General features: G+C 54.7%; 18 protein-coding genes. 6 read left to right on the top strand and 12 right to left on the bottom strand.

Annotated features, from left to right (window positions below; genetic code table 11):
* The first annotated feature begins 76 nt into the window (after window positions 1-76).
* Window positions 77-5608, top strand: a complete 5532-nt coding sequence (locus CTZ24_RS02350; RefSeq protein ID WP_208724688.1) for a glutamate synthase-related protein — start codon at window positions 77-79, stop codon at window positions 5606-5608.
* 63 nt (window positions 5609-5671) lie between these two features.
* A complete protein-coding gene (locus CTZ24_RS02345; protein ID WP_208724687.1) occupies window positions 5672-7429 on the top strand; it encodes a sulfite reductase subunit alpha in 1758 nt (585 codons plus the stop codon).
* Window positions 7430-7467: 38 nt separating this feature from the next.
* Here the strand turns inward: CTZ24_RS02345 and sspB are convergent, their stop codons facing one another.
* From sspB to zapE, 6 genes are all read right to left on the bottom strand, one after another.
* Entirely contained in the window at window positions 7468-7953 is a 486-nt protein-coding gene (gene sspB / locus CTZ24_RS02340) for a ClpXP protease specificity-enhancing factor (RefSeq protein WP_013507647.1), read from the bottom strand.
* A gap of 3 nt (window positions 7954-7956) precedes the next feature.
* A complete protein-coding gene (gene sspA, locus CTZ24_RS02335) occupies window positions 7957-8598 on the bottom strand; it encodes a stringent starvation protein SspA (protein ID WP_021184232.1) in 642 nt (213 codons plus the stop codon).
* Between the two features lie 168 nt (window positions 8599-8766).
* Entirely contained in the window at window positions 8767-8901 is a 135-nt protein-coding gene (locus CTZ24_RS26825) for a hypothetical protein (protein ID WP_021184231.1), read from the bottom strand.
* 24 nt (window positions 8902-8925) lie between these two features.
* On the bottom strand, window positions 8926-9318 hold the full coding sequence (rpsI, locus tag CTZ24_RS02330) for a 30S ribosomal protein S9 (RefSeq protein ID WP_013507645.1): 393 nt from the start codon (window positions 9316-9318) through the stop codon (window positions 8926-8928).
* A 15-nt stretch (window positions 9319-9333) separates the two neighbouring features.
* On the bottom strand, window positions 9334-9762 hold the full coding sequence (gene rplM, locus CTZ24_RS02325; RefSeq protein ID WP_013507644.1) for a 50S ribosomal protein L13: 429 nt from the start codon (window positions 9760-9762) through the stop codon (window positions 9334-9336).
* A 235-nt stretch (window positions 9763-9997) separates the two neighbouring features.
* The gene (gene zapE / locus CTZ24_RS02320; RefSeq protein ID WP_208724686.1) at window positions 9998-11125 is read right to left on the bottom strand and encodes a cell division protein ZapE; all 1128 of its coding nucleotides are present in this window, start codon (window positions 11123-11125) and stop codon (window positions 9998-10000) included.
* Window positions 11126-11309: 184 nt separating this feature from the next.
* Between zapE and zapG the strand changes: the two genes are divergently transcribed.
* From zapG to degS, 3 genes are all read left to right on the top strand, one after another.
* Window positions 11310-11714 carry a Z-ring associated protein ZapG gene (zapG, locus tag CTZ24_RS02315; protein WP_021184229.1) on the top strand — a complete coding sequence of 135 codons (405 nt, stop codon included), beginning with the start codon at window positions 11310-11312 and terminating at the stop codon, window positions 11712-11714.
* A gap of 106 nt (window positions 11715-11820) precedes the next feature.
* Complete coding sequence (gene degQ, locus CTZ24_RS02310) at window positions 11821-13191, top strand: serine endoprotease DegQ (RefSeq protein ID WP_036626367.1); 1371 nt, start codon at window positions 11821-11823, stop codon at window positions 13189-13191.
* 86 nt (window positions 13192-13277) lie between these two features.
* Window positions 13278-14339, top strand: coding sequence for an outer membrane-stress sensor serine endopeptidase DegS (gene degS, locus CTZ24_RS02305; protein ID WP_208724685.1), 1062 nt, complete (start codon window positions 13278-13280; stop codon window positions 14337-14339).
* Between the two features lie 86 nt (window positions 14340-14425).
* Here the strand turns inward: degS and epmA are convergent, their stop codons facing one another.
* The 4 genes from epmA to efp form a co-directional block, all read right to left on the bottom strand.
* Window positions 14426-15403, bottom strand: a complete 978-nt coding sequence (gene epmA / locus CTZ24_RS02300; protein WP_021184226.1) for an elongation factor P--(R)-beta-lysine ligase — start codon at window positions 15401-15403, stop codon at window positions 14426-14428.
* Between the two features lie 199 nt (window positions 15404-15602).
* Window positions 15603-15737 (bottom strand): entericidin A/B family lipoprotein, encoded by a 135-nt coding sequence (locus CTZ24_RS02295; RefSeq protein ID WP_208724684.1) that lies wholly within the window; start codon window positions 15735-15737, stop codon window positions 15603-15605.
* Between the two features lie 102 nt (window positions 15738-15839).
* Window positions 15840-15971, bottom strand: coding sequence for an entericidin A/B family lipoprotein (locus tag CTZ24_RS02290; protein WP_013507637.1), 132 nt, complete (start codon window positions 15969-15971; stop codon window positions 15840-15842).
* Between the two features lie 55 nt (window positions 15972-16026).
* Window positions 16027-16593, bottom strand: coding sequence for an elongation factor P (efp, locus tag CTZ24_RS02285; RefSeq protein WP_021184224.1), 567 nt, complete (start codon window positions 16591-16593; stop codon window positions 16027-16029).
* Between the two features lie 41 nt (window positions 16594-16634).
* Here efp and epmB point away from each other — a divergent pair, with 41 nt between their 5' ends.
* On the top strand, window positions 16635-17663 hold the full coding sequence (gene epmB, locus CTZ24_RS02280) for an EF-P beta-lysylation protein EpmB (RefSeq protein WP_021184223.1): 1029 nt from the start codon (window positions 16635-16637) through the stop codon (window positions 17661-17663).
* Window positions 17664-17763: 100 nt separating this feature from the next.
* On the opposite strand, the gene CTZ24_RS02275 is transcribed toward epmB, so the two are convergent.
* Window positions 17764-18111, bottom strand: coding sequence for a DUF4156 domain-containing protein (locus CTZ24_RS02275; RefSeq protein WP_021184222.1), 348 nt, complete (start codon window positions 18109-18111; stop codon window positions 17764-17766).
* A gap of 194 nt (window positions 18112-18305) precedes the next feature.
* Complete coding sequence (gene groL, locus CTZ24_RS02270; protein ID WP_021184221.1) at window positions 18306-19955, bottom strand: chaperonin GroEL; 1650 nt, start codon at window positions 19953-19955, stop codon at window positions 18306-18308.
* Window positions 19956-19981 lie beyond the last annotated feature (26 nt).

Raw genomic sequence — 19981 nt, 5'->3', positions numbered from 1 at the left:
GCCTGTGAGCTGACTCAGCAGTGCTCTGTACTTGAAATAATGCAGGTAATGTCAAAAGCAGTTTAAGGAGACCTCAATGTCCACTCAAAAACCTAATCCCTATGGCTTGTATGATCCAACAGCGGGCAGTGATAGCTGTGGTGTAGGTTTCATTACCCGTAAGGACGGCGAGCAGACTCATGAGATCCTGCAAATGGCACACAGTGCGCTGTGCACCGTGCCGCACCGTGGCGGGATGTCAGCTGAAGGCGTGGGCGATGGCGCAGGCGTCAACGTCGACCTTTCTCTGCACTTCTTCCGGAAAATCACCGGTCAGCCGCTGGAAGCGGGCCGTTTTGGCGTGGGTAACTTCTTCGTTCCGAAAGATGCCGAACTGCGTGCCAACGCCGAGCGTCTGGTGGAAGAAACGCTGGCCGCCTATAACTTCCCGGTGCTGGTAAAACGCGACATGCCTCTGGACGGTAGCGTAACGCGCCCTGCCGCCCTGCAATTCCAGCTGCCGATTGTGCAGTGGGTGTTTGCTGCGCCACAGGACATCACCAGCCAGAACGAATTTGAGCAACGCATCTATCGTGCGCTGCTGGACATTGAAGCGCAGGCCTTTACTGAAAGCGAATTTGGCGGTCTGTATCCGCTGTCGCTCTCCTCGCGCACTCAGGTATTTAAAGCACGCCTGAACTCCAACGAAGTGATCCCATACTTCAAAGATTTGACCGACCCGGACCATCAGGTGCGTGGGTTGTTCTTCCATACCCGTTTCTCCACCAACACCGACCCGCACACCACGATGGCGCAACCGTTCCGTCTGATGGCGCATAACGGTGAATTGAACACAGACCGTAAAAACCGCATTGCCGAATCAGCGCTGGCGCTGGCACGCGGCAAAAAAATTGTGCGTCCGAAAGGCCAGTCAGACAGCTCACGCCTCGACCAGAGCATCCACAGCCGCCTGATGGAAGATAATCTCGACCTGATCAATGCCGTCGTCTCCATGATGCCGCCAGCATGGGAGAACGATACATCGCTCTCCACTGAAGTGCGCGCCATGCTGGAATACTTCTCATTGTATGAAGAGAAGAACGATGGCCCGGCAGCACTGATCTTCGGTAACGGCGAAGTGATCGGCGCACGTCTGGACCGCCTCGGCCTGCGTCCTCTGCGTTCTGTGGAAACGGCTGAATATATCGGTGCTATGTCCGAAGCGGGCCAGATTGCCTTCCCGCCAGAAAGCGTACTGCGTCGTGGCCGTATCGAAGCGGGCGGCATGCTGTATTACGATCACCGTGAAAAACGCTCTTACACCACCGTAGAAGCACTGGAAAAACTGGCGACTGAGAAAGATTACCCTGCCCTGCTGAGCGCGGCGCGTGTCGACCTGAAAGAACTGCCCGAGATCCCGGCAGAAAAACTGGGGTCACCGCTGCGTTATGGTGGCGACCTCAAAACCTATCAGCGTTTTGTGGCCTACTACTACAACCAGGAAAGCTTCAAATTCATGATGGACCCGATGCTGCAAACCGGCGCTGAGAAAATCTCTGCGATGGGTTACGGCAATGCCATCAACGGCTTGTCCGATCATGAAGGCGGCATGGCGCACTACTTCTCGCAGCGCTTTGCGCAGGTGACGAACCCACCGCTCGATTCTATCCGTGAAGCGGATGGCATGACGCTGCGCGTGGCTCTGGGTGCCAAACCGCATCTGGGTCGCAGCAAAGGCCAACAGATCATCGTTCCGACGCCTATCCTGACGCACCTCGACATGCTGCGTCTGCGTGAGCAGAAAGTTGCGCCTTATCAGCGTTTTGAGATGCTGTACGAGCCGGTAATCGGTAAAGATATCGTCAGCCGTGCAGCCAACGCTGCCGCACTGGAAAAAGCCATCGACGATCTGGCTCAGAAGGTCGTGGACTTTGCTCGTCAGCAGGGCGGAATCGCGGTGCTGACTGACCGCCATATCTCCTCTACCCATGCGGCGATCCCGATGTTGTTGATGGTATCCGCCATCAACCAGCGTCTGGTGCAGGAAGGCCTGCGTCTGGATGTCTCGCTGGTGGTCGAAAGTGGTCAGAGCATCTCCTCTCACCACATTGCCGCAGCACTCGGCTTCGGTGCCTCCGCTATTTATCCGCTCGGCGTGCAAATGCGTGCTGAAGAGAAATTCGGCGAAGGTGAAGAAGGCAACAAAGCCTTTAAACGCTATGCCAAAGCCGCAGAAAAAGCGCTGATGAAAACCATGGGCAAAGTGGGCCTGTGTACCGTGGAAAGCTACAGCTGTGGTGAATTCTTCGAACCGAACTTCCTCGATACCGAAGATCCGGTGCTGAAGAAATATTTCCCGAATATCAAAACCCCGGTTGGCGGTGCAGGCTTCCCGGCTATCGCCCAAATGGCGGTGGACTGGCATCAAAGCGCGCTGAAAATCCAGGGTGAAGCGGAAGTCCCGTTACTCGGCCTGTTTAAAGAGCGCGCCGAGGGTGCCGGTCACTCCTATGGCACCATCGCTGTCCGTACCTTTATTGATATGACGGAACAGCCGATTCGCTTTGCGGACAAAGCCCGCGAAGAGGACAACTTTATCCGTCTGATGACGCTGGCGAAACTGGACAACGCATTCAACATCAAAGCAGAAGCGTTCAAAGACAGCAGCTTCGAACGTATCCCGAATGATGTCATCGACAGCTTTACCATCACGCCGGATTACCGCCAGTTCTCCAGCCTGATGTATGCCGAGCGTAAACGTCGTCCGGCGGCGCTGCGTGATATCCTCGCGCTGCCATGTGATTTGACCCACGTCGACAGCGAAGCAGAGTTTGGTCGCAAACTGGGCCGCTACTCGCTGGTGAACAATGGCTTCGCCACCCGTGGTCTGCAATGCGAAGCGGTTAATGGCAGCCTGAACCAGTTTACGCTGCGTCTGGTTGATGCCATTGCCGGTCTGAAACCAGAAAGCGAGCGTCTGGCTGCGCTGGCGCGTGCGCTGAAAACCCGTTTTGCCGATGAAATCGAAAAAAGCGAAGTCGTGAATGGCGCGCTGAGTGTCACCGCTTACGGTAAAGCGGCTGACTACCTGTCACGCATCTTCACCGCGCTGCCTTCGCTGCCGCTGGAAGAGATTCAGCCTGCACACGAAATCACCCGTACCTTTGCCTCTGGCGCGATGAGCCACGGCGCACTGGTCGCCCCGGCGCATGAAGCCGTCGCACACGGCACCAACATGGTGGGCGGGATGAGTAACTGCGGTGAAGGTGGTGAACACTATTCACGTCACGGCACCATCCGCGCCTCACGCATCAAGCAGTTGGCATCTGGTCGCTTCGGCGTCTGGGCGGCTTACCTCGCCGATCCGATGCTGGAAGAGCTGGAGATCAAAATTGGCCAGGGGGCAAAACCAGGCGAAGGCGGTCAGTTACCGGCACCGAAAGTTACGGTAGAAATTGCCGCAGCACGCGGCGGTACACCGGGTGTGGAGCTGGTTTCTCCACCGCCGCATCACGACACTTATTCTATCGAAGATTTGGCACAGCTGATTCACGACTGTAAAGCCGCACGCGTGCGCGTCATCGTTAAACTGGTGTCTTCCGAAGGTATCGGCACCATCGCGGTTGGCGTAGCGAAAGCCGGTGCTGACGTCATTAACGTCGCCGGTAATACCGGTGGTACTGGTGCGGCATCGGTTACCAGCCTGAAATACACCGGCCGCGTGGCGGAAATCGGCATCGCCGAGGTGCATCAGGCGCTGTGTGCCAACGGCCTGCGTGACAAAGTACAACTGCGTTGCTCTGGCGCGCAGCAAACCGGCAGCGACGTGATCAAATCCGCCCTGCTCGGTGGCGACAGCTTCGAGTTCGGTACGACCGCGCTGATGATGCTGAAATGCGTAATGGCGAAAAACTGTAACGTCAAATGCCCGGCCGGTCTGACGACCAACGCCGAAGCCTTTGATGGCGATCCGCGTCAGTTGGCCCAGTACTTCATCAACGTGGCACAGGAAGTACGTGAGTTCCTCGCTCGCCTCGGCCTGCGTTCACTGCGTGAAGCACGCGGCCGTTCAGATCTGCTGCACCTGATGGATCACCCGCTGGAAGTCGGCAAACTGGACCTGCGTGCCATGCTGACCGTCGTACCAGAGCAGAAAATCGCTAAACCCGTCTATCTGGAAAAAGATTTCGAACTGGACAACGGCTGGGTTGAAGAGCTGAAAGATCAGCTGGTCGCGAAAGGCAGTCGTGAGATCGCGCTTGGCGCAGGCATCACGCTGAACAACCGTAACAAGAGCATCGGTGGTCAGTTGGCCATTGATATCGAACGTATGCTGAACCATGAACTGTCAGCCGAACAAAAAGCCGCTATCCCGGCGGTGCTGAAAGATGACCGTGGCCGCCACTACCTGGCACCGGCCACCGTGCAGATCCAAACCTCCGGCTCTGCCGGTCAGTCGTTCGGTGCATTCTGCAACGACGGTATGCAAATGAAGCACTACGGCACCTGTAACGATGGCGTCGGTAAAGGTCAGTGTGGCGGCGAGTTGGTGGTGATGTCACCGGGCGGCGGCGCACAGGATAGCGATGGCAACGTACTGATCGGTAACTTTGCCCTGTTTGGTGCCACCGGTGGACGTCTGTTCGTACAAGGCCAGGCGGGTGACCGTTTCGCCGTACGTAACTCTGGCGCAACCGCCGTGGTTGAAGGCGTGGGTGACTTCTGCTGTGAATACATGACCAACGGTGCCATTCTCAACCTCGGTACTTTCGGTAAAGGCTTTGGTAATGGCATGAGCGGCGGCTTCGCCTACCAGTACGACCCGTACGGCTCACTGGCGGCACACGCCGCCGGAGACTCGGTGCTGTTTGGCTCCATCGCTGATGAAGACGAAATGGCGAAAGTGCACAAACAAGCGGTGCTGACCATGCTGAACTGGCATCTGGAAGCCACTAACTCACCGCGTGCCGCATGGTTGCTGTCAAACTGGGAAACCGAGTGCCACCACTTTGTGTATGTCATGCCACGTTCGCTGTTGCTCTATCAGGACGGTGGTGAGATTCTGAAGGCGAAATCGCGTAAGGATCTGCTGGAAGAACTGTCAACCTCGCTGGCTGCGCATCAGGTCGCGAAGTTCAAATCAGCCTGGCGTGCGGGCAAAACCATCGCTGATGGCGCAGTACCGGCTTACGGTGCTACCGATACGCTTGAAATGTTCGTGCTGCTCAACAACTATACCGTGCTGAGCTTCGCGCAGCAGTTGGCACTGAGCAAGCTGCCGAAAGGCACTTCAGTGGAAGACCCGGCGGTTGAGAAAGCGGTACGTAACCTGCTGATGACAGAAGATTTCTCGCTGGTAAGCAAGCTGCAACGTCATGCACGCTCTGCTATCGAGAACTACAACGATGATGAACTGGCGAGCCTGATCGCGTCCAAACGTATGTCGGATTACAAAGCCGCGCTGACGCAACGCAACATCCGTTCGATGGACAGCCTGGCTACCTATGGCTGGATCATCTATCAGGATGCCTGTAACCGTGAGGTGCTGGGTCATCTGCCTGATTTTGAAGAGTTGTTTGCCCGTGCGGCATTGCCAGAAATCGCGGCGGCTGTCGGAAAATTATCCTGATAGCTGAATCAACAGATTTGTGTATTACTGACTGAATATGAACGGGATTGAGTAAAAGTACCCATGAAGATTCCTTACATTCCTGAAGATGCACCGTTTAACGGTGATCAGAAATACTGGCTGGCGGGTTTTCTCGCTGGTCTCCACTCACGCCTGTTGGTGTTAGAAGATAAGCAGCAGGCCGCCCCTGCGGCCGGTGCTGCAACGACAACCCAACTGCATATCCTGTTCGGTTCACAGACGGGCAACGCGGAAGCATTGGCCCAGACCGCAGCGAAAGCCGCGCGAGCCAAAGGCCTGGTGCCTGTGGTGCAGGCGTTGGGTGAGGTGGATATCGATCTCTTCGCCACCATGCGTCATGTGCTGATCGTCACCTCTACCTACGGTGAAGGTGAAATGCCGGACAACGCTCAGCTGTTCTGGCAGGCCATTTCTGCCAGCACCGCGCCACGTCTGGAGCAGATGCACTTCGCCGTACTGGCGATCGGTGACACCGGCTATGACGGTTTCTGCCAGGCCGGTAAATTCATCGATATGCGCCTCGAACAGTTGGGTGCGAAGCGTGTGGTTGATCGTATTGACTGCGATATCGATTACGAAGAGCCATCCAGTACATGGATCGGTGGAGCCATGCCGCAGTTTGCCGCCAGCGCGGGCAGCAGCGGTACGGTGCTGGAAAGCGCACCGGAAGCACCGGTCATTCCGGGCAGCAACAAACAGAATCCTTATGCTGCGGCATTGGTAACCAACAAACGTCTTTCTGGCGAGCAGTCCGGCAAAGATATCCGTCACTTCGAGTTTGACCTGACGGACAGCGGGCTAAAGTACGAAGCAGGCGACGCACTGGGCGTAATCCCAGTGAATGACCCTGCGCTGGTGACGCTGCTGCTGACCCAGTTGAATGCAGACTATGAAACCCCAGTGCCGGGCTTCGAGCGTAACCTTGGCGATTTGCTGACTTACCAGTTTGAAATCTCTGAGCCGTCGCGCAAACTGATTGAGTGGGTCGGCCAGAACACCACTAACCAGGAATTGCGCCACGTCCTGCAACACGACGACAAAGATACCCTCGGCGTGTGGCTGTGGGGCAAAGATACGCTGGACCTGCTGCAACTGGAGTTGACGCGCAGCCTGTCGGTGCCGGAATTTGTCGCGATGCTGCGCCCGCTGCAACACCGTGCTTACTCCATCTCCTCCAGCTCGAAAGCCCATCCGAATCAGGTGCATCTGACCATCGCTTCAGTGCGTTACCACAGTGATGGCCGCGCTCGTAACGGTGTCTGCTCTACCTATCTGGCTGAGCGTGTACGTCGCGGCGAAAAACCGGCAATCTTTATTTCGCCCAACAAAGCGTTCCGCGTCCCTGCCAACAATAAGGCACCGCTGATTATGGTGGGTCCGGGTACCGGTATTGCACCGTTCCGTGCCTTCTTGCAGGAGCGCCAGGCCACCGGTGCCGAAGGCAAAAACTGGTTGTTCTTTGGTGACCAGCATCAGGAACACGATTACATCTACCAGGATGAGCTGAACGAGTGGCAACAAAGCGGTCTGCTAACTCACCTTGATCTGGCGTTCTCACGCGATCAGGAAGAGAAGATTTACGTGCAGAACCGTATGCTGGAGAAAGGTGCTGAGCTTTATGCCTGGTTGCAGGACGGTGCTTACTTCTACGTGTGTGGTGATGCATCACGCATGGCGAAAGATGTCGATGCGGCGCTGTATGAAGTGGTACGCCAGTTTGGCGGCCTGTCCAGCGAACGTGCGGCAGCTTATGTCGATCAGTTGAAGAAAGATAAACGCTATCTGCGTGACGTCTACTAAGACGCAGGCATAAAAAAACGGGCCATCTGGCCCGTTTTTTATTTCACCACGCGCAGTGAAGGTCGACCACCACGCGGCGGCGGCTCATCATCTGGCGGAGTTTCATCGTCAGTCGAATCATCAGGACGATCGCCATCAATCACCGACATCATGGTTTCTTCCTGACCTTCCAGTTCATCCTGCGCAGCCAGTTCATAGGCCGGTTCCGGTTCGAACATGGTGCCAGCGCCGTTTTCACGGGCGTAGATAGCCAGAATCGCCGCCATCGGTACTGAGACCTGACGCGGCACGCCACCGAAGCGGGCGTTGAACTGGACATGATCGTTGCCCAGCTCCAGGTTACCTACCGCACGCGGAGCGATGTTCAGCACAATCTGACCATCACGCGCGTACTCCAGCGGCACCTGCACGCCAGGCAAATTAATATCGACCACCAAATGCGGCGTTAACTGGTTATCAAGCAACCAGTCATAGAACGCACGCAGCAGGTAGGGACGACGGGCCGTTAGTTGCGACATTTCCATAGATTAGCCCCGGGCTTGAAGGCGCATTTCACGTTCTGCTTCGGTCAGTGAAGCGAGGAAAGAGTCACGTTCAAATACGCGGGTCATGTAGCCTTTCAGCTCTTTAGAACCTGCGCCAGCCAGCTCAACACCCATAGACGGCAAACGCCACAGCAGCGGCGCCAGATAGCAATCAACCAGGCTGAACTCTTCGCTCATAAAGAACGGCGTACGTGAGAACAGCGGTGCAATCGCCAGCAGCTCTTCACGCAGTTGTTTACGCGCGGCATCGGCTTCTGCACCGGTGCGGGTTTCAATGATGCGCATCAGGCTGTACCAATCCTGCTCAATGCGGTGCATCATCAGGCGGCTTTCACCACGGGCAACCGGATAGACAGGCATCAGCGGCGGATGCGGGAAACGCTCATCAAGGTATTCCATGATGATGCGAGATTCATACAGCGTCAGTTCACGATCTACCAGCGTTGGTACTGTGCGGTACGGGTTGAGGTCAATCAGATCCTGCGGCAGGTTATCCGTTTCAACCTGCTCGATCTCCACGCTGACGCCCTTCTCAGCCAGTACAATGCGTACCTGATGGCTGAAAATGTCAGTCGGACCAGAAAACAGCGTCATTACCGAACGTTTGTTGGCAGCGACAGCCATGAAAACCTCCAAGTTTGTTCACAAAAAAATACTGCGAATAGCCAACCACACGGCGACTCACCTGCTTATCAGATTCGCACACAGCCAGCGTTTGCGGCATTTTTCGCCCATCCTGGCGGAAAAAACATCCACAACGCTCCGGCTCGCGGGCGCAAAGTGACAGTCAGTTTACCAGATTTTAAGCAGCTTGTGGGGCGTGGAAAGTGATTTGCAGGCAAAATGCGGGCAAAGCTCGCGTTTTTGTGGCGGCAATTCCTGTCCGGAAAAAGCAAAAAACCCGCCGAAGCGGGTTTTTTGTGCCAACTGACACTGCCGAAGCAGCAACAATTAACGTTTGGAGAACTGCGGACGACGGCGTGCTTTACGCAGACCGACTTTCTTACGTTCAACCTGACGCGCATCACGGGTAACGAAGCCCGCTTTACGCAGTTCAGAACGCAGAGACTCGTCGTACTCCATCAGAGCGCGGGTGATACCGTGACGGATCGCACCTGCCTGACCAGAGATACCACCACCTTTAACGGTGATGTACAGGTCCAGTTTACCAACCAGATCAACCAGCTCCAGCGGCTGACGCACGACCATGCGTGCAGTCTCGCGACCGAAGTACTGCTCCAGAGAGCGCTGGTTAATTACGATGTTACCGCTACCCGGCTTGATAAAGACGCGAGCGGATGAGCTTTTGCGGCGACCAGTGCCGTAGTTTTGAGTTTCAGCCATTGCCTGTAATCCCGATTAAATGTCAAGAACTTGCGGTTGCTGCGCCGCATGGTTGTGCTCGTTGCCTGCGTAAACTTTCAGTTTACGGTACATAGCACGACCCAGCGGGCCTTTCGGCAGCATGCCTTTAACCGCGATTTCAATCACACGCTCAGGACGGCGGGCAATCATCTCTTCGAAGGTCGCCTGCTTGATACCACCGATGTGACCAGTGTGGTGATAGTAAATCTTGTCGTTACGCTTGTTGCCAGTTACAGCAACTTTTTCTGCGTTCAGAACGATGATGTAATCACCGGTATCAACGTGCGGAGTGTATTCCGCTTTGTGCTTACCACGCAGACGGCGCGCCAGTTCAGTCGCCAGGCGACCCAAGGTTTTGCCAGTTGCGTCAACAACATACCAGTCACGTTGGACGGTTTCTGGTTTAGCTGTAAAAGTTTTCATTGAAAAGCTTACCCAAATAAAGTTACACGTTGGTGAAATCCCAAACGCCAAGTTAACGATTGAGGCTCACACGACCATTTCGCCCAGCAAGCCCACCCCCTCAGGTAGAGTTACCGGATCACAAAGGTTCCTGGGAAGAAAAACCTTTGCCGTAACGTGGGGTCGCAAGATTATAGAGAAGTCGACCACAAAGATCGAACCTTTTTACGCCCCACGTCAGGTTTTTTGCGTTGCATCAGGGTAAATGCGACAGGCGCAGGTATTCTTCGCTCTGCATCTCCTGCAAACGCGACAGGCAGCGTTGATATTCAAACTTCAAACGCGTGCCCTGATAAATCTCAAACAACGAGGTTTCAGCCGCCACTACCAGTTTCACATGACGTTCGTAGAACTCATCCACCAGCGCGAGGAAGCGGCGTGCCTGGTCTTCCGTCTTGTAAATCATCACCGGCACATCATACAGCAAAACGCTGTGGAAGCGGCGCGACAGCTCAATATAGTCATGCTGGCTGCGTCCTTCGCCACAGAGCGTCAGGAAATCAATCGCCAGCACGCCATCCTGTACCCCCAGCGTCGGCATCTGACGATGGTTAATCTCCAGCACTGGCGCGTCACTGCGCGGTTTACCCGACAGGGCACGGAACATGCGCTCCATTTCCGCATGAGTCTCGTCGTTGAGCGGGAAGCTCCACAAATGCGCCGACGTCAGGGTACGCAGACGATAATCGATTCCCGCATCAACGTTCATCACGTCACAATGACGCTTAATTTGCTCAATCGCCGGCAGAAAGCGCGCACGTTGCAAACCGTTGCGGTAGAGATCATCGGGTGGGATGTTCGAGGTAGCGACCAGCGCAATACCCCGTTCAAACAGCGCTTCCATCAAGGTGCCGAGCAGCATGGCGTCGGTGATATCGGAAACAAAAAATTCGTCAAAGCACAGAATGTCGGTTTCAGCCTTGAAGCGATCGGCAACAATCAACAGCGGGTCACTGTGCCCCTGCAATTGCGTCAATTCTTCATGGACACGCAGCATGAAACGGTGAAAGTGCAGGCGTAATTTGCGATCGCCAGGAATAGACTGAAAAAACAGGTCCATCACCCAGGTTTTGCCGCGTCCTACCCCGCCCCACATATACAGGCCGCGCACCGGCGCTTCTTTACTGCTTTTTTCTTTATTCATCAGCTTAGAAAGACGACCAAACAAGCCTTTACTGGCTGGTGGCGTGGTTTGCTGGCGCGCGACCAATCCTTGCTGAATGGCATCTAAGCGGGTAATAGCTTCCCGTTGTACGTCATCCGGGCGAAATTCACCCTGTGACAGCGCTTGCTCATAGCGTGCAAGCGGAGATGAGGTTTGCATGGTTCTCTCAGAGTCCCTGAAAAAGTCCGATTCACAAGTCGGTTGTCGAAAATTAGGCCGCTCTACACTAAGCGATGCCGCTCCAGAGTTCCACTTCCAATCGATTAACGGGTATAGTGGCTGTTATTGAAGTTGAAGCAGAAGCAATGCCCTACGAAGCAACGGAAATTACACGGGAGTCATTATGACCTGGGAATACGGGCTGATTGGTTTAGTGATTGGCATTATTGTCGGCGCAGTCGCAATGCGTTTTGGCAACAAGAAACTGCGCGAACAGCGCACCATGCAGTACGAACTGGAAAAATCCAAAGCAGAGCTGGCGGATTATCGTGAAGAGCTGACCAACCATTTTGCACGCAGTGCAGAATTGCTGGATAACATGGCGCGTGATTACCGCCAGCTGTATCAGCATATGGCGAAAGGTTCTAACGACCTGTTGCCAAATCTGCCGGGCGAGAAAAACCCGTTTGCTTACCAGCTAACGGAAGCCGAAGCGGATAACGATCAGGCACCGGTGCAGATCCCGCGTGATTACTCCGAAGGCGCATCCGGCCTGTTACGTGGCGGCGATCGCGCACCGCGTAATTAATCTTTTGGGGCACAGCAACGCTGTGCCCTTTTTGTTTGTCGAACCCTTACCCCAAACAACTGTCACACTTTTTTAATCCCCTTTTCGCAGCGAGAGCGTTGTAGCAATGAAAAAACAAGCACGACTGTTAAGCGCATTAGCCTTGAGCATTGGGATGAGTCTGGCCGCCACCCCGGCTGCACTGGCGACTCTCCCGGCGCAAATCCAGGGACAGCCACTGCCGAGCCTGGCACCGATGCTGGAAAAAGTGTTGCCTGCCGTGGTCAGCGTCCACGTAGAGGGCACCGAAACCGCGGCTCAGGGTCAGGATTTACCTGAACCGCTGAAACGCTTCTTTGGCCAGATGCCGGGACAAAATCAACCACAGCCTTTTGAAGGCCTGGGTTCGGGTGTCATTATCGACGCCGCGAAAGGCTATATCCTGACCAATAACCATGTCGTCAACGGCGCAGACAAAATCAGCGTTCAACTCAGCGACGGCAGCGAATATGACGCCAAACTGATCGGCCATGACGAACAGACGGATATTGCGTTGATTCAGGTACAGGGCGCGAAAAACCTGACGCAGGTAAAAATCGCCGATTCCGACACCCTGAAAGTCGGTGATTTCGCGGTCGCCATTGGTAACCCGTTTGGCCTTGGTCAAACCGCCACCTCGGGCATTATCTCAGCGTTGGGCCGTAGCGGCCTGAATCTGGAAGGGTTGGAAAACTTTATTCAGACCGATGCCGCGATTAACCGGGGCAACTCCGGTGGTGCGTTGGTTAACCTGAATGGCGAGCTGATCGGTATCAACACCGCGATTCTGGCCTCCAGCGGCGGCAATATCGGTATCGGCTTTGCCATTCCCAGCAATATGGCGATGAACCTGGCTCAGCAGCTGATTCAGTTTGGCGAAGTCAAACGTGGACAGTTGGGCATTAAAGGTACGGAAATGACCGCCGATATGGCGAAAGCCTTCAATGTCGATGCACAACGCGGCGCATTCGTTTCCGAAGTGCTGCCAAAGTCAGCGGCGGAGAAAGCCGGGATCAAGGCGGGCGATATTATCACCTCCGTGAACGACAAACCGATTACCAGCTTTGCCGAATTGCGGGTAAAAATCGGCACCACACCACCGGGTCAGCAAGTCAAACTGGGGCTGCTGCGTGACGGTAAGCCAATCAGTGTCAACGTCACGCTGGATCAGAGCGCGCAAACCACCGCCAGCGCTCAGCTACTCTCCCCGGCCCTCCAGGGCGCCACCCTCAGTGATGGCACCACCAAGACCGGTGATAAAGGCGTGAAAGTCGACACCATCGAAAAAGGCACACCAGCGGAACAGGTTGGTCTGCAAAAAGATGATGTGATCGTTGGCGTGAACCGTAACCGGGTGGAGAGCCTGGCGGAAATGCGCAAAGTGCTGGAGACAAAACCACCTGTGCTGGCGTTGAATGTAGTGCGCGGCGACGAAAGTATCTACCTGCTATTGCGATAATCATCTCAACAGACGGACAAGCAGGTGTTTGTCCGTCTTTCTCATGTTATTCTGCCCTGCGATCTTATCTGGCTTAAACTAACACCATGTTTCTTAAACTTTTGCGTTCTGTGGTGATGGGCCTGATCGTTGCGGGCATTTTGCTGGCAGCGATCCCTACACTCCGCATGGGCACCAGTGCCCTGATTGAACATGACAGCAGCAATGATGAAGCACCCTTCAGCTTTAACCAGGGTGTGCGTCGTGCTGTGCCTGCGGTGGTCAACGTCTATAACCGTAGCGCGCATGGCAACAACAATCGCGGTATCACCACGCTGGGTTCCGGCGTGATCATGAACGGAAAAGGCTACATTCTTACCAACAAACACGTCATCAATAACGCTGACCAGATTATCGTCGCGTTACAGGATGGCCGTTTCTTTGAAGCGACGCTGGTCGGTTCCGATGCCATGACCGACCTGGCAGTGCTGAAAATCAGTGCCACCAATCTGCCGGTGATCCCGATTAACGCTAAACGCGTGCCCCACATTGGCGACGTGGTGATGGCTATCGGCAACCCTTACAACCTCGGACAGACCGTGACGCAGGGTATCATTAGCGCCACCGGTCGCGTCGGCCTCAGTTCTTCCGGCCGTCAGAACTTCCTGCAAACCGATGCCTCGATCAACCAGGGCAACTCAGGTGGCGCACTGATCAACTCGCTGGGCGAACTGATGGGGATCAACACCCTGACGTTTGATAAAAGCAACGATGGCGAGACGCCGGAAGGGATTGGTTTTGCCATTCCGACGGCACTGGCGACTAAAATCATGGATAAACTGATTCGTGATGGCCGGGTGATCCGTGGATATATCGGCATTACCGGACGTGAACTGCCGCCGTTACATGGTCAGGGCAGCAGCCTGGATCGCGTGCAGGGCATTATTGTCAGCGATGTGACGCCGGGTGGTCCTGCTGATCGGGCCGGGATTCAGGCTAACGATGTCCTGCTTAGCGTCAATGGTAAACCGGCGGTTTCCGCGCAGGAAACCATGGACCAGGTAGCGGAGATTCGCCCCGGATCCGTGATTGATGTGCAGGTGCTGCGCAACGAGCAGAAGATGAGTCTGCCGGTGACTATCGAGGAATTCCCGCAAAGCGGTAATTGATGGTTGTAGCGGTACGATTTATCGCGCGTTTATTTCGGCGTTGCGCACGACATTGCGCGATAAATCCCGCCGCTACGGATCGTCTACTAGCAGCGGTCGACCGGGAAAGCGATCACTTCGCTCAACGAGTTGGCTTTCAGCGCCAGCATAATCAAACGGTCCACGCCCAACGCCACGCCTGAACAGGCCGGCATCCCGTGCTTCAACGCATCCAGCAGGTTGGTATCGATCGGATGCTGTGGCAGTCCACGCGCCGCGCGACGGCGGTTATCCTGCTCAAAACGCTGACGTTGTTCACGGCTGTCGGTTAACTCACGGAAACCGTTCGCCAACTCGACCCCTTTGTAATACACCTCAAAACGCTCCGCGACGCGGTGATCTTCGGTACTGATCTCTGCCAGTGCCGCCTGGCTGGCCGGGAAGTGATAAACGAAGGTTGGCTTATCGATGCCAATCTTAGGTTCAACACCCAGCATAAACAGCAGTTGCAATAAGGTGTCACGATCGTCTTCATCACGCGCCAGCTCGCCATCGCCCAGCTTCTCCGCCGCTTCGCGCAGTTGCGCTTTATCAGCAGATAACGGGTCCAGCTCCAGATGACGAATAAATGCCTGCTGGTACGAGAGGGACTCCGCGCTATCGCACTCCAGCACTTGTTGCAGCAGATCATCAACCTCATTCATCAGCCGGTACATATCATAATGGGGACGATACCACTCCAGCATGGTGAATTCAGGGTTGTGATGGCGTCCGGCTTCCTCATTGCGGAAGCTCCGGCCCAGCTGATAAATCGGACCACTGCCCGCAGCCAGCAGGCGTTTCATATGGTATTCCGGGCTGGTCATCAGCCAGAGATCGCGACCTTCGCTGGCACCTGGGCCAACAAAACGCGTCTGGAAAGGTACCAGATGGATGTCAGTGATGGTCGCCTGGCTCATCGCCGGGGTATCGACCTCCAGCACGCCGCGATCGGCAAAGAAACGTCTGATTTCCGCCATGATAGCGGCACGTTTCAACAAATTGGCAATGGGTGCGCTCGGCTGCCAGCTTGCCGTTTCGCTCATGTTGATGACTCCTTATACAGATAAGGGGTGGAAGTCTACCCGTATTGGCGATGACAGACAACGCCGCCACGCTTACACCCTCAATATCACCATAGGGTCAGGCGGTTTAACAGCAGCAACGACAGGAGGAGGGAATGTTTGGGATAAAGTCGGGATATAAGAAAAGCCGGTACGAAACACGTTCCGCACCGGTCACACATTACTGCGCGCTGCGTTGAATCGCCTTGCCACCTGCTTCTACATCTTCCCCTACACCACGGGTGGTGTTGCAGGCAGAAAGCAGAGAGGAAAGCACCAGTACGGAGAAAATCGCGACAATACTTTTCTTTAACATAACAATATCCTTTTTGGTTGCAGTAAAAGTACAGCTTTTAAAGCATAGTCCCTAAACGCAACGCTGCGGTGTCAGGCACAGAAAAAGGAGATGTGTAGGCGCTTACTTTGCCGCTCGTGAAATTGCGCCACCCAAATGGGAGACATCTTCGCCGAAGCCGTGGAAGGTGTTGCAGGCACTCAATGCCGAGGAGACCAGCAACGCAAAGGCGACGAATTTTGCCAGCTTTTTCATTATTCTGAACTCACTTAGAAAAAAGGCGCATCGAAGGATGCGCCTGATTTGACGATTATTTTACGCGAGAAACGTATTCGCCAGAGCGGGTATCCACTTTTACCACTTCGCCAATCTGCACGAACAACGGCACTTTAACTACGGCGCCAGTTGCCAGCGTAGCCGGCTTACCACCCGTACCTGCGGTATCACCCTTCAGGCCTGGATCGGTTTCGATAACTTCAGCTTCGATGAAGTTCGGCGGCTGAACAGCAATGGCTTTGTTGTTCCACAGGGTAACGATACAATCGGCGTTATCCTGCAACCACTTCTGTACGTCGTCCAGCACCTTAGCTTCAACCTGATACTGCTCGAAGCTTTCCGGGTGCATGAAGTAGAAGAAGTCACCGTCGTTGTATGAGTATTGCAGGGTCATATCAACCACGTCTGCGCCTTCGGCAGAGTCAGTTGATTTGAAGGTTTTCTCAACGCGAGAACCGGTCAGCAGACGACGCATTTTTACGCGTGCAAACGCCTGGCCTTTACCCGGCTTAACGAATTCACTTGATTCGATGGCATACGGTTCGCCTTCGAACATGATTTTAAGACCGGAACGAAAATCGTTGCTAAGATAAGTCGCCATAAAGGCCCTCTGTAAATATTGAACTGGTAATAGCCAAAAAAATGGCACACATTGTAACCCTAAATCCCCCTTCCAGAGAAGATTGGTTGCAGCAACTTGCTGATGTTGTCACCGATCCCGCTGAATTACTGCAACTTTTAGCTCTCGAGCACCATGCCGAATTGGCTGAAGGCACTGAAGCAAGGCGACTTTTTGCCCTGCGCGTGCCGCGAGCGTTCATTCAGCGCATGAAAATCGGCGATGCGCAGGACCCGCTACTGTTGCAAGTGTTAACCAGCCGTCAGGAATTCAATGATGCGCCCGGTTACAGCACCGACCCGCTGGATGAACAAAGCAGCGTGGTGCCGGGTTTACTGCATAAGTATAGAAACCGCGCGCTGTTGTTGGTAAAAGGCGGCTGTGCCGTCAATTGCCGCTACTGCTTCCGTCGTCACTTCCCTTATCAGGACAATCAGGGCAATAAGCGTAACTGGCAGGCCGCCATTGACTACATTGCCGATCACCCCGAACTGGACGAGATCATTTTCTCCGGTGGTGATCCGCTGATGGCGAAAGATCATGAGCTGGCATGGTTGATTGCAGCGCTGGAGAGAATCCCGCATCTGAAACGTCTACGCATTCACAGTCGTCTGCCAGTCGTGATTCCGGCCCGCATCACCGAGGGATTGTGCCAGCTACTGGCGAATACCCGTTTGCAGGTGCTGCTGGTGAGCCATATTAACCATGCGCAGGAGATCGATGAGGAATTGCGCTACGGTATGCAAATGCTGAAGCGAGCGGGTGTCACACTGCTGAACCAGAGCGTTCTGCTGCGCGGCGTTAACGATAATGCGGAACAGTTGGCCGATCTCAGCAACGCGCTCTTTGATGCTGGCATTCTGCCTTATTACCTGCACGTACTGGATAAGGTGCAAGGCGCAGCGCACTTCTTTGTCCCGGACGATGAAGCGCGTGCGCTGGTGCGCGAATTGCTGACGATGGTGTCGGGATATATGGTGCCGAAGCTGGCACGAGAAATCGGTGGAGAACCGAGTAAAACACCACTCGATTTGCAGTTACGACAGGAATAGCAAATAACCAACCGTAGCGGCGCGATTTATCGCACAATCTCGTGCGCTTTGCCGGAAAAAACCTGCGCGATAAATCGCGCCGCTACGGGATACTATGCCATTATGGGCACTTGTAAACCTGGCCGGTCATTTTGCTGTCGAGCGGGGCAAACGCAGACAGCAGGTTCTGCGTCGGGCTGGTCGCGCCATAAATGGTGTTGCCGCCCATTTCTGCCGCACGGTTGCGCAGATCGTTGGCCGCGCCGCGCAGTGAACTGCCTTCACCACCGGAACCACTCAACCAGTTACTCTGTGAACCGGTGACATTTCCCAGAAGCTGACATTCGCTGCCCGGTTGCTGATCGACGAAAGTTACGCGCTCGCCGCCAGCACTCAGTTGATTTGAGCTGCTGCAACCCGCCAGCAGCAAGCTACCGACTGCCAGTCCGAGCAAGAGGTTAATCCGCATTGTATTCCCCATTTATTATCATCAGTGTCGGGCGGCAGCGTAGCAGAAAAGCGCATATTTTTTCTGAACATTCATTGCCCTAACCCGCGAAGCCGAAGTATTGCGCCCTTACTTATACCCTTTCGCCAGCAAAAGAAAAACCCCTGACCGTTGCCGATCAGGGGTTCTCAGATGACTTAAGCAGTCAACGGCGATTACATCATGCCGCCCATACCGCCCATGCCACCCATGCCGCCAGCGCCAGCACCTAAGTCAGGTGCATCGCCTTTCGGCAGGTCAGTGACCATACATTCGGTGGTGATCATCAGGCCAGCCACAGAAGCCGCGTACTGCAGAGCAGAACGGGTTACTTTGGTCGGATCCAGGATACCGAAGTCGATCATGTTGCCGTATTCTTCAGTCTGCGCGTTGTAACCGTAGTTACCGTCGCCCGCTTTCACGTTGTTGGCAACCACAGACGGTTCTTCACCGGCGTTAGATACGATCTGACGCAGCGGTGCTTCCATTGCGCGCAGCGCAACTTTGATACCGACGTTCTGATCTTCGTTCTGGCCTTTCAGCTCAGTCAGTTTCGCAGCAACGCGCACCAGCGCCACGCCACCACCAGCAACCACGCCTTCTTCTACCGCAGCACGGGTTGCGTGCAGGGCATCTTCAACGCGGGCTTTCTTCTCTTTCATTTCAACTTCAGTTGCTGCGCCAACTTTCAGTACGGCCACGCCGCCTGCCAGTTTCGCTACGCGCTCCTGCAGTTTTTCTTTGTCGTAGTCAGAGGTCGCTTCTTCGATCTGCTGACGAATCTGGGTCACGCGACCAGAAATAGCACCTTCGTCGCCCACACCGTCGATGATGGTGGTGGTGTCTTTGTTGATTACGACGCGTTTTGCCTGGCCCAGGTCTTCCAGGGCTGCTTTTTCCAGCTCCATACCGATCTCTTCAGAGATAACGGTACCGCCAGTCAGGATAGCGATATCCTGAAGCATCGCTTTACGACGGTCGCCGAAGCCCGGTGCTTTAACCGCAGCCACTTTCACGATACCGCGCATGGTGTTAACCACCAGCGTCGCCAGCGCTTCGCCTTCCACGTCTTCTGCGATGATCAGCAGCGGTTTGCCAGCTTTAGCAACGGCTTCCAGCACCGGCAGCATTTCGCGGATGTTAGAGATTTTCTTGTCAGCCAGCAGGATGAACGGGCTTTCCAGCTCAACAGCACCGGTTTCCGGCTTGTTGATGAAGTACGGAGAGAGGTAACCGCGGTCAAACTGCATACCTTCAACTACGTCCAGCTCGTCTTGCAGACCGGTACCTTCTTCAACGGTGATAACGCCTTCTTTACCCACTTTTTCCATCGCCTGAGCGATCAGGGTACCGACGCTTTCATCGGAGTTGGCAGAAATGGTACCAACCTGAGCAATAGCTTTAGAGTCAGAGCACGGAACTGACAGCGCTTTCAGCTGTTCAACAGCGGCGACAACGGCTTTGTCGATACCGCGCTTCAGGTCCATCGGGTTCATGCCAGCCGCAACAGCTTTCAGACCTTCGTTAACGATAGCCTGTGCCAGTACGGTTGCGGTGGTGGTGCCGTCGCCTGCTGCGTCGTTCGCTTTAGAGGCCACTTCTTTCACCATCTGCGCGCCCATGTTTTCGAACTTGTCTTCCAGCTCGATTTCACGCGCTACAGAAACACCATCTTTAGTGATGGTCGGTGCACCAAAAGATTTATCCAGAACCACGTTACGGCCTTTCGGGCCCAGGGTAACTTTTACTGCATCTGCCAGTACGTTCACGCCACGCAACATTTTTACGCGTGCGTCATTACCGAATTTTACGTCTTTAGCTGCCATTTCAAATATCCCTTAAATTCGTTTCG

The sequence above is a fragment of the Pantoea phytobeneficialis genome, assembly GCF_009728735.1.
Taxonomy (GTDB): Bacteria; Pseudomonadota; Gammaproteobacteria; order Enterobacterales; family Enterobacteriaceae; genus Pantoea; species Pantoea phytobeneficialis.
This window is presented reverse-complemented; position numbering and strand designations above follow the sequence as displayed.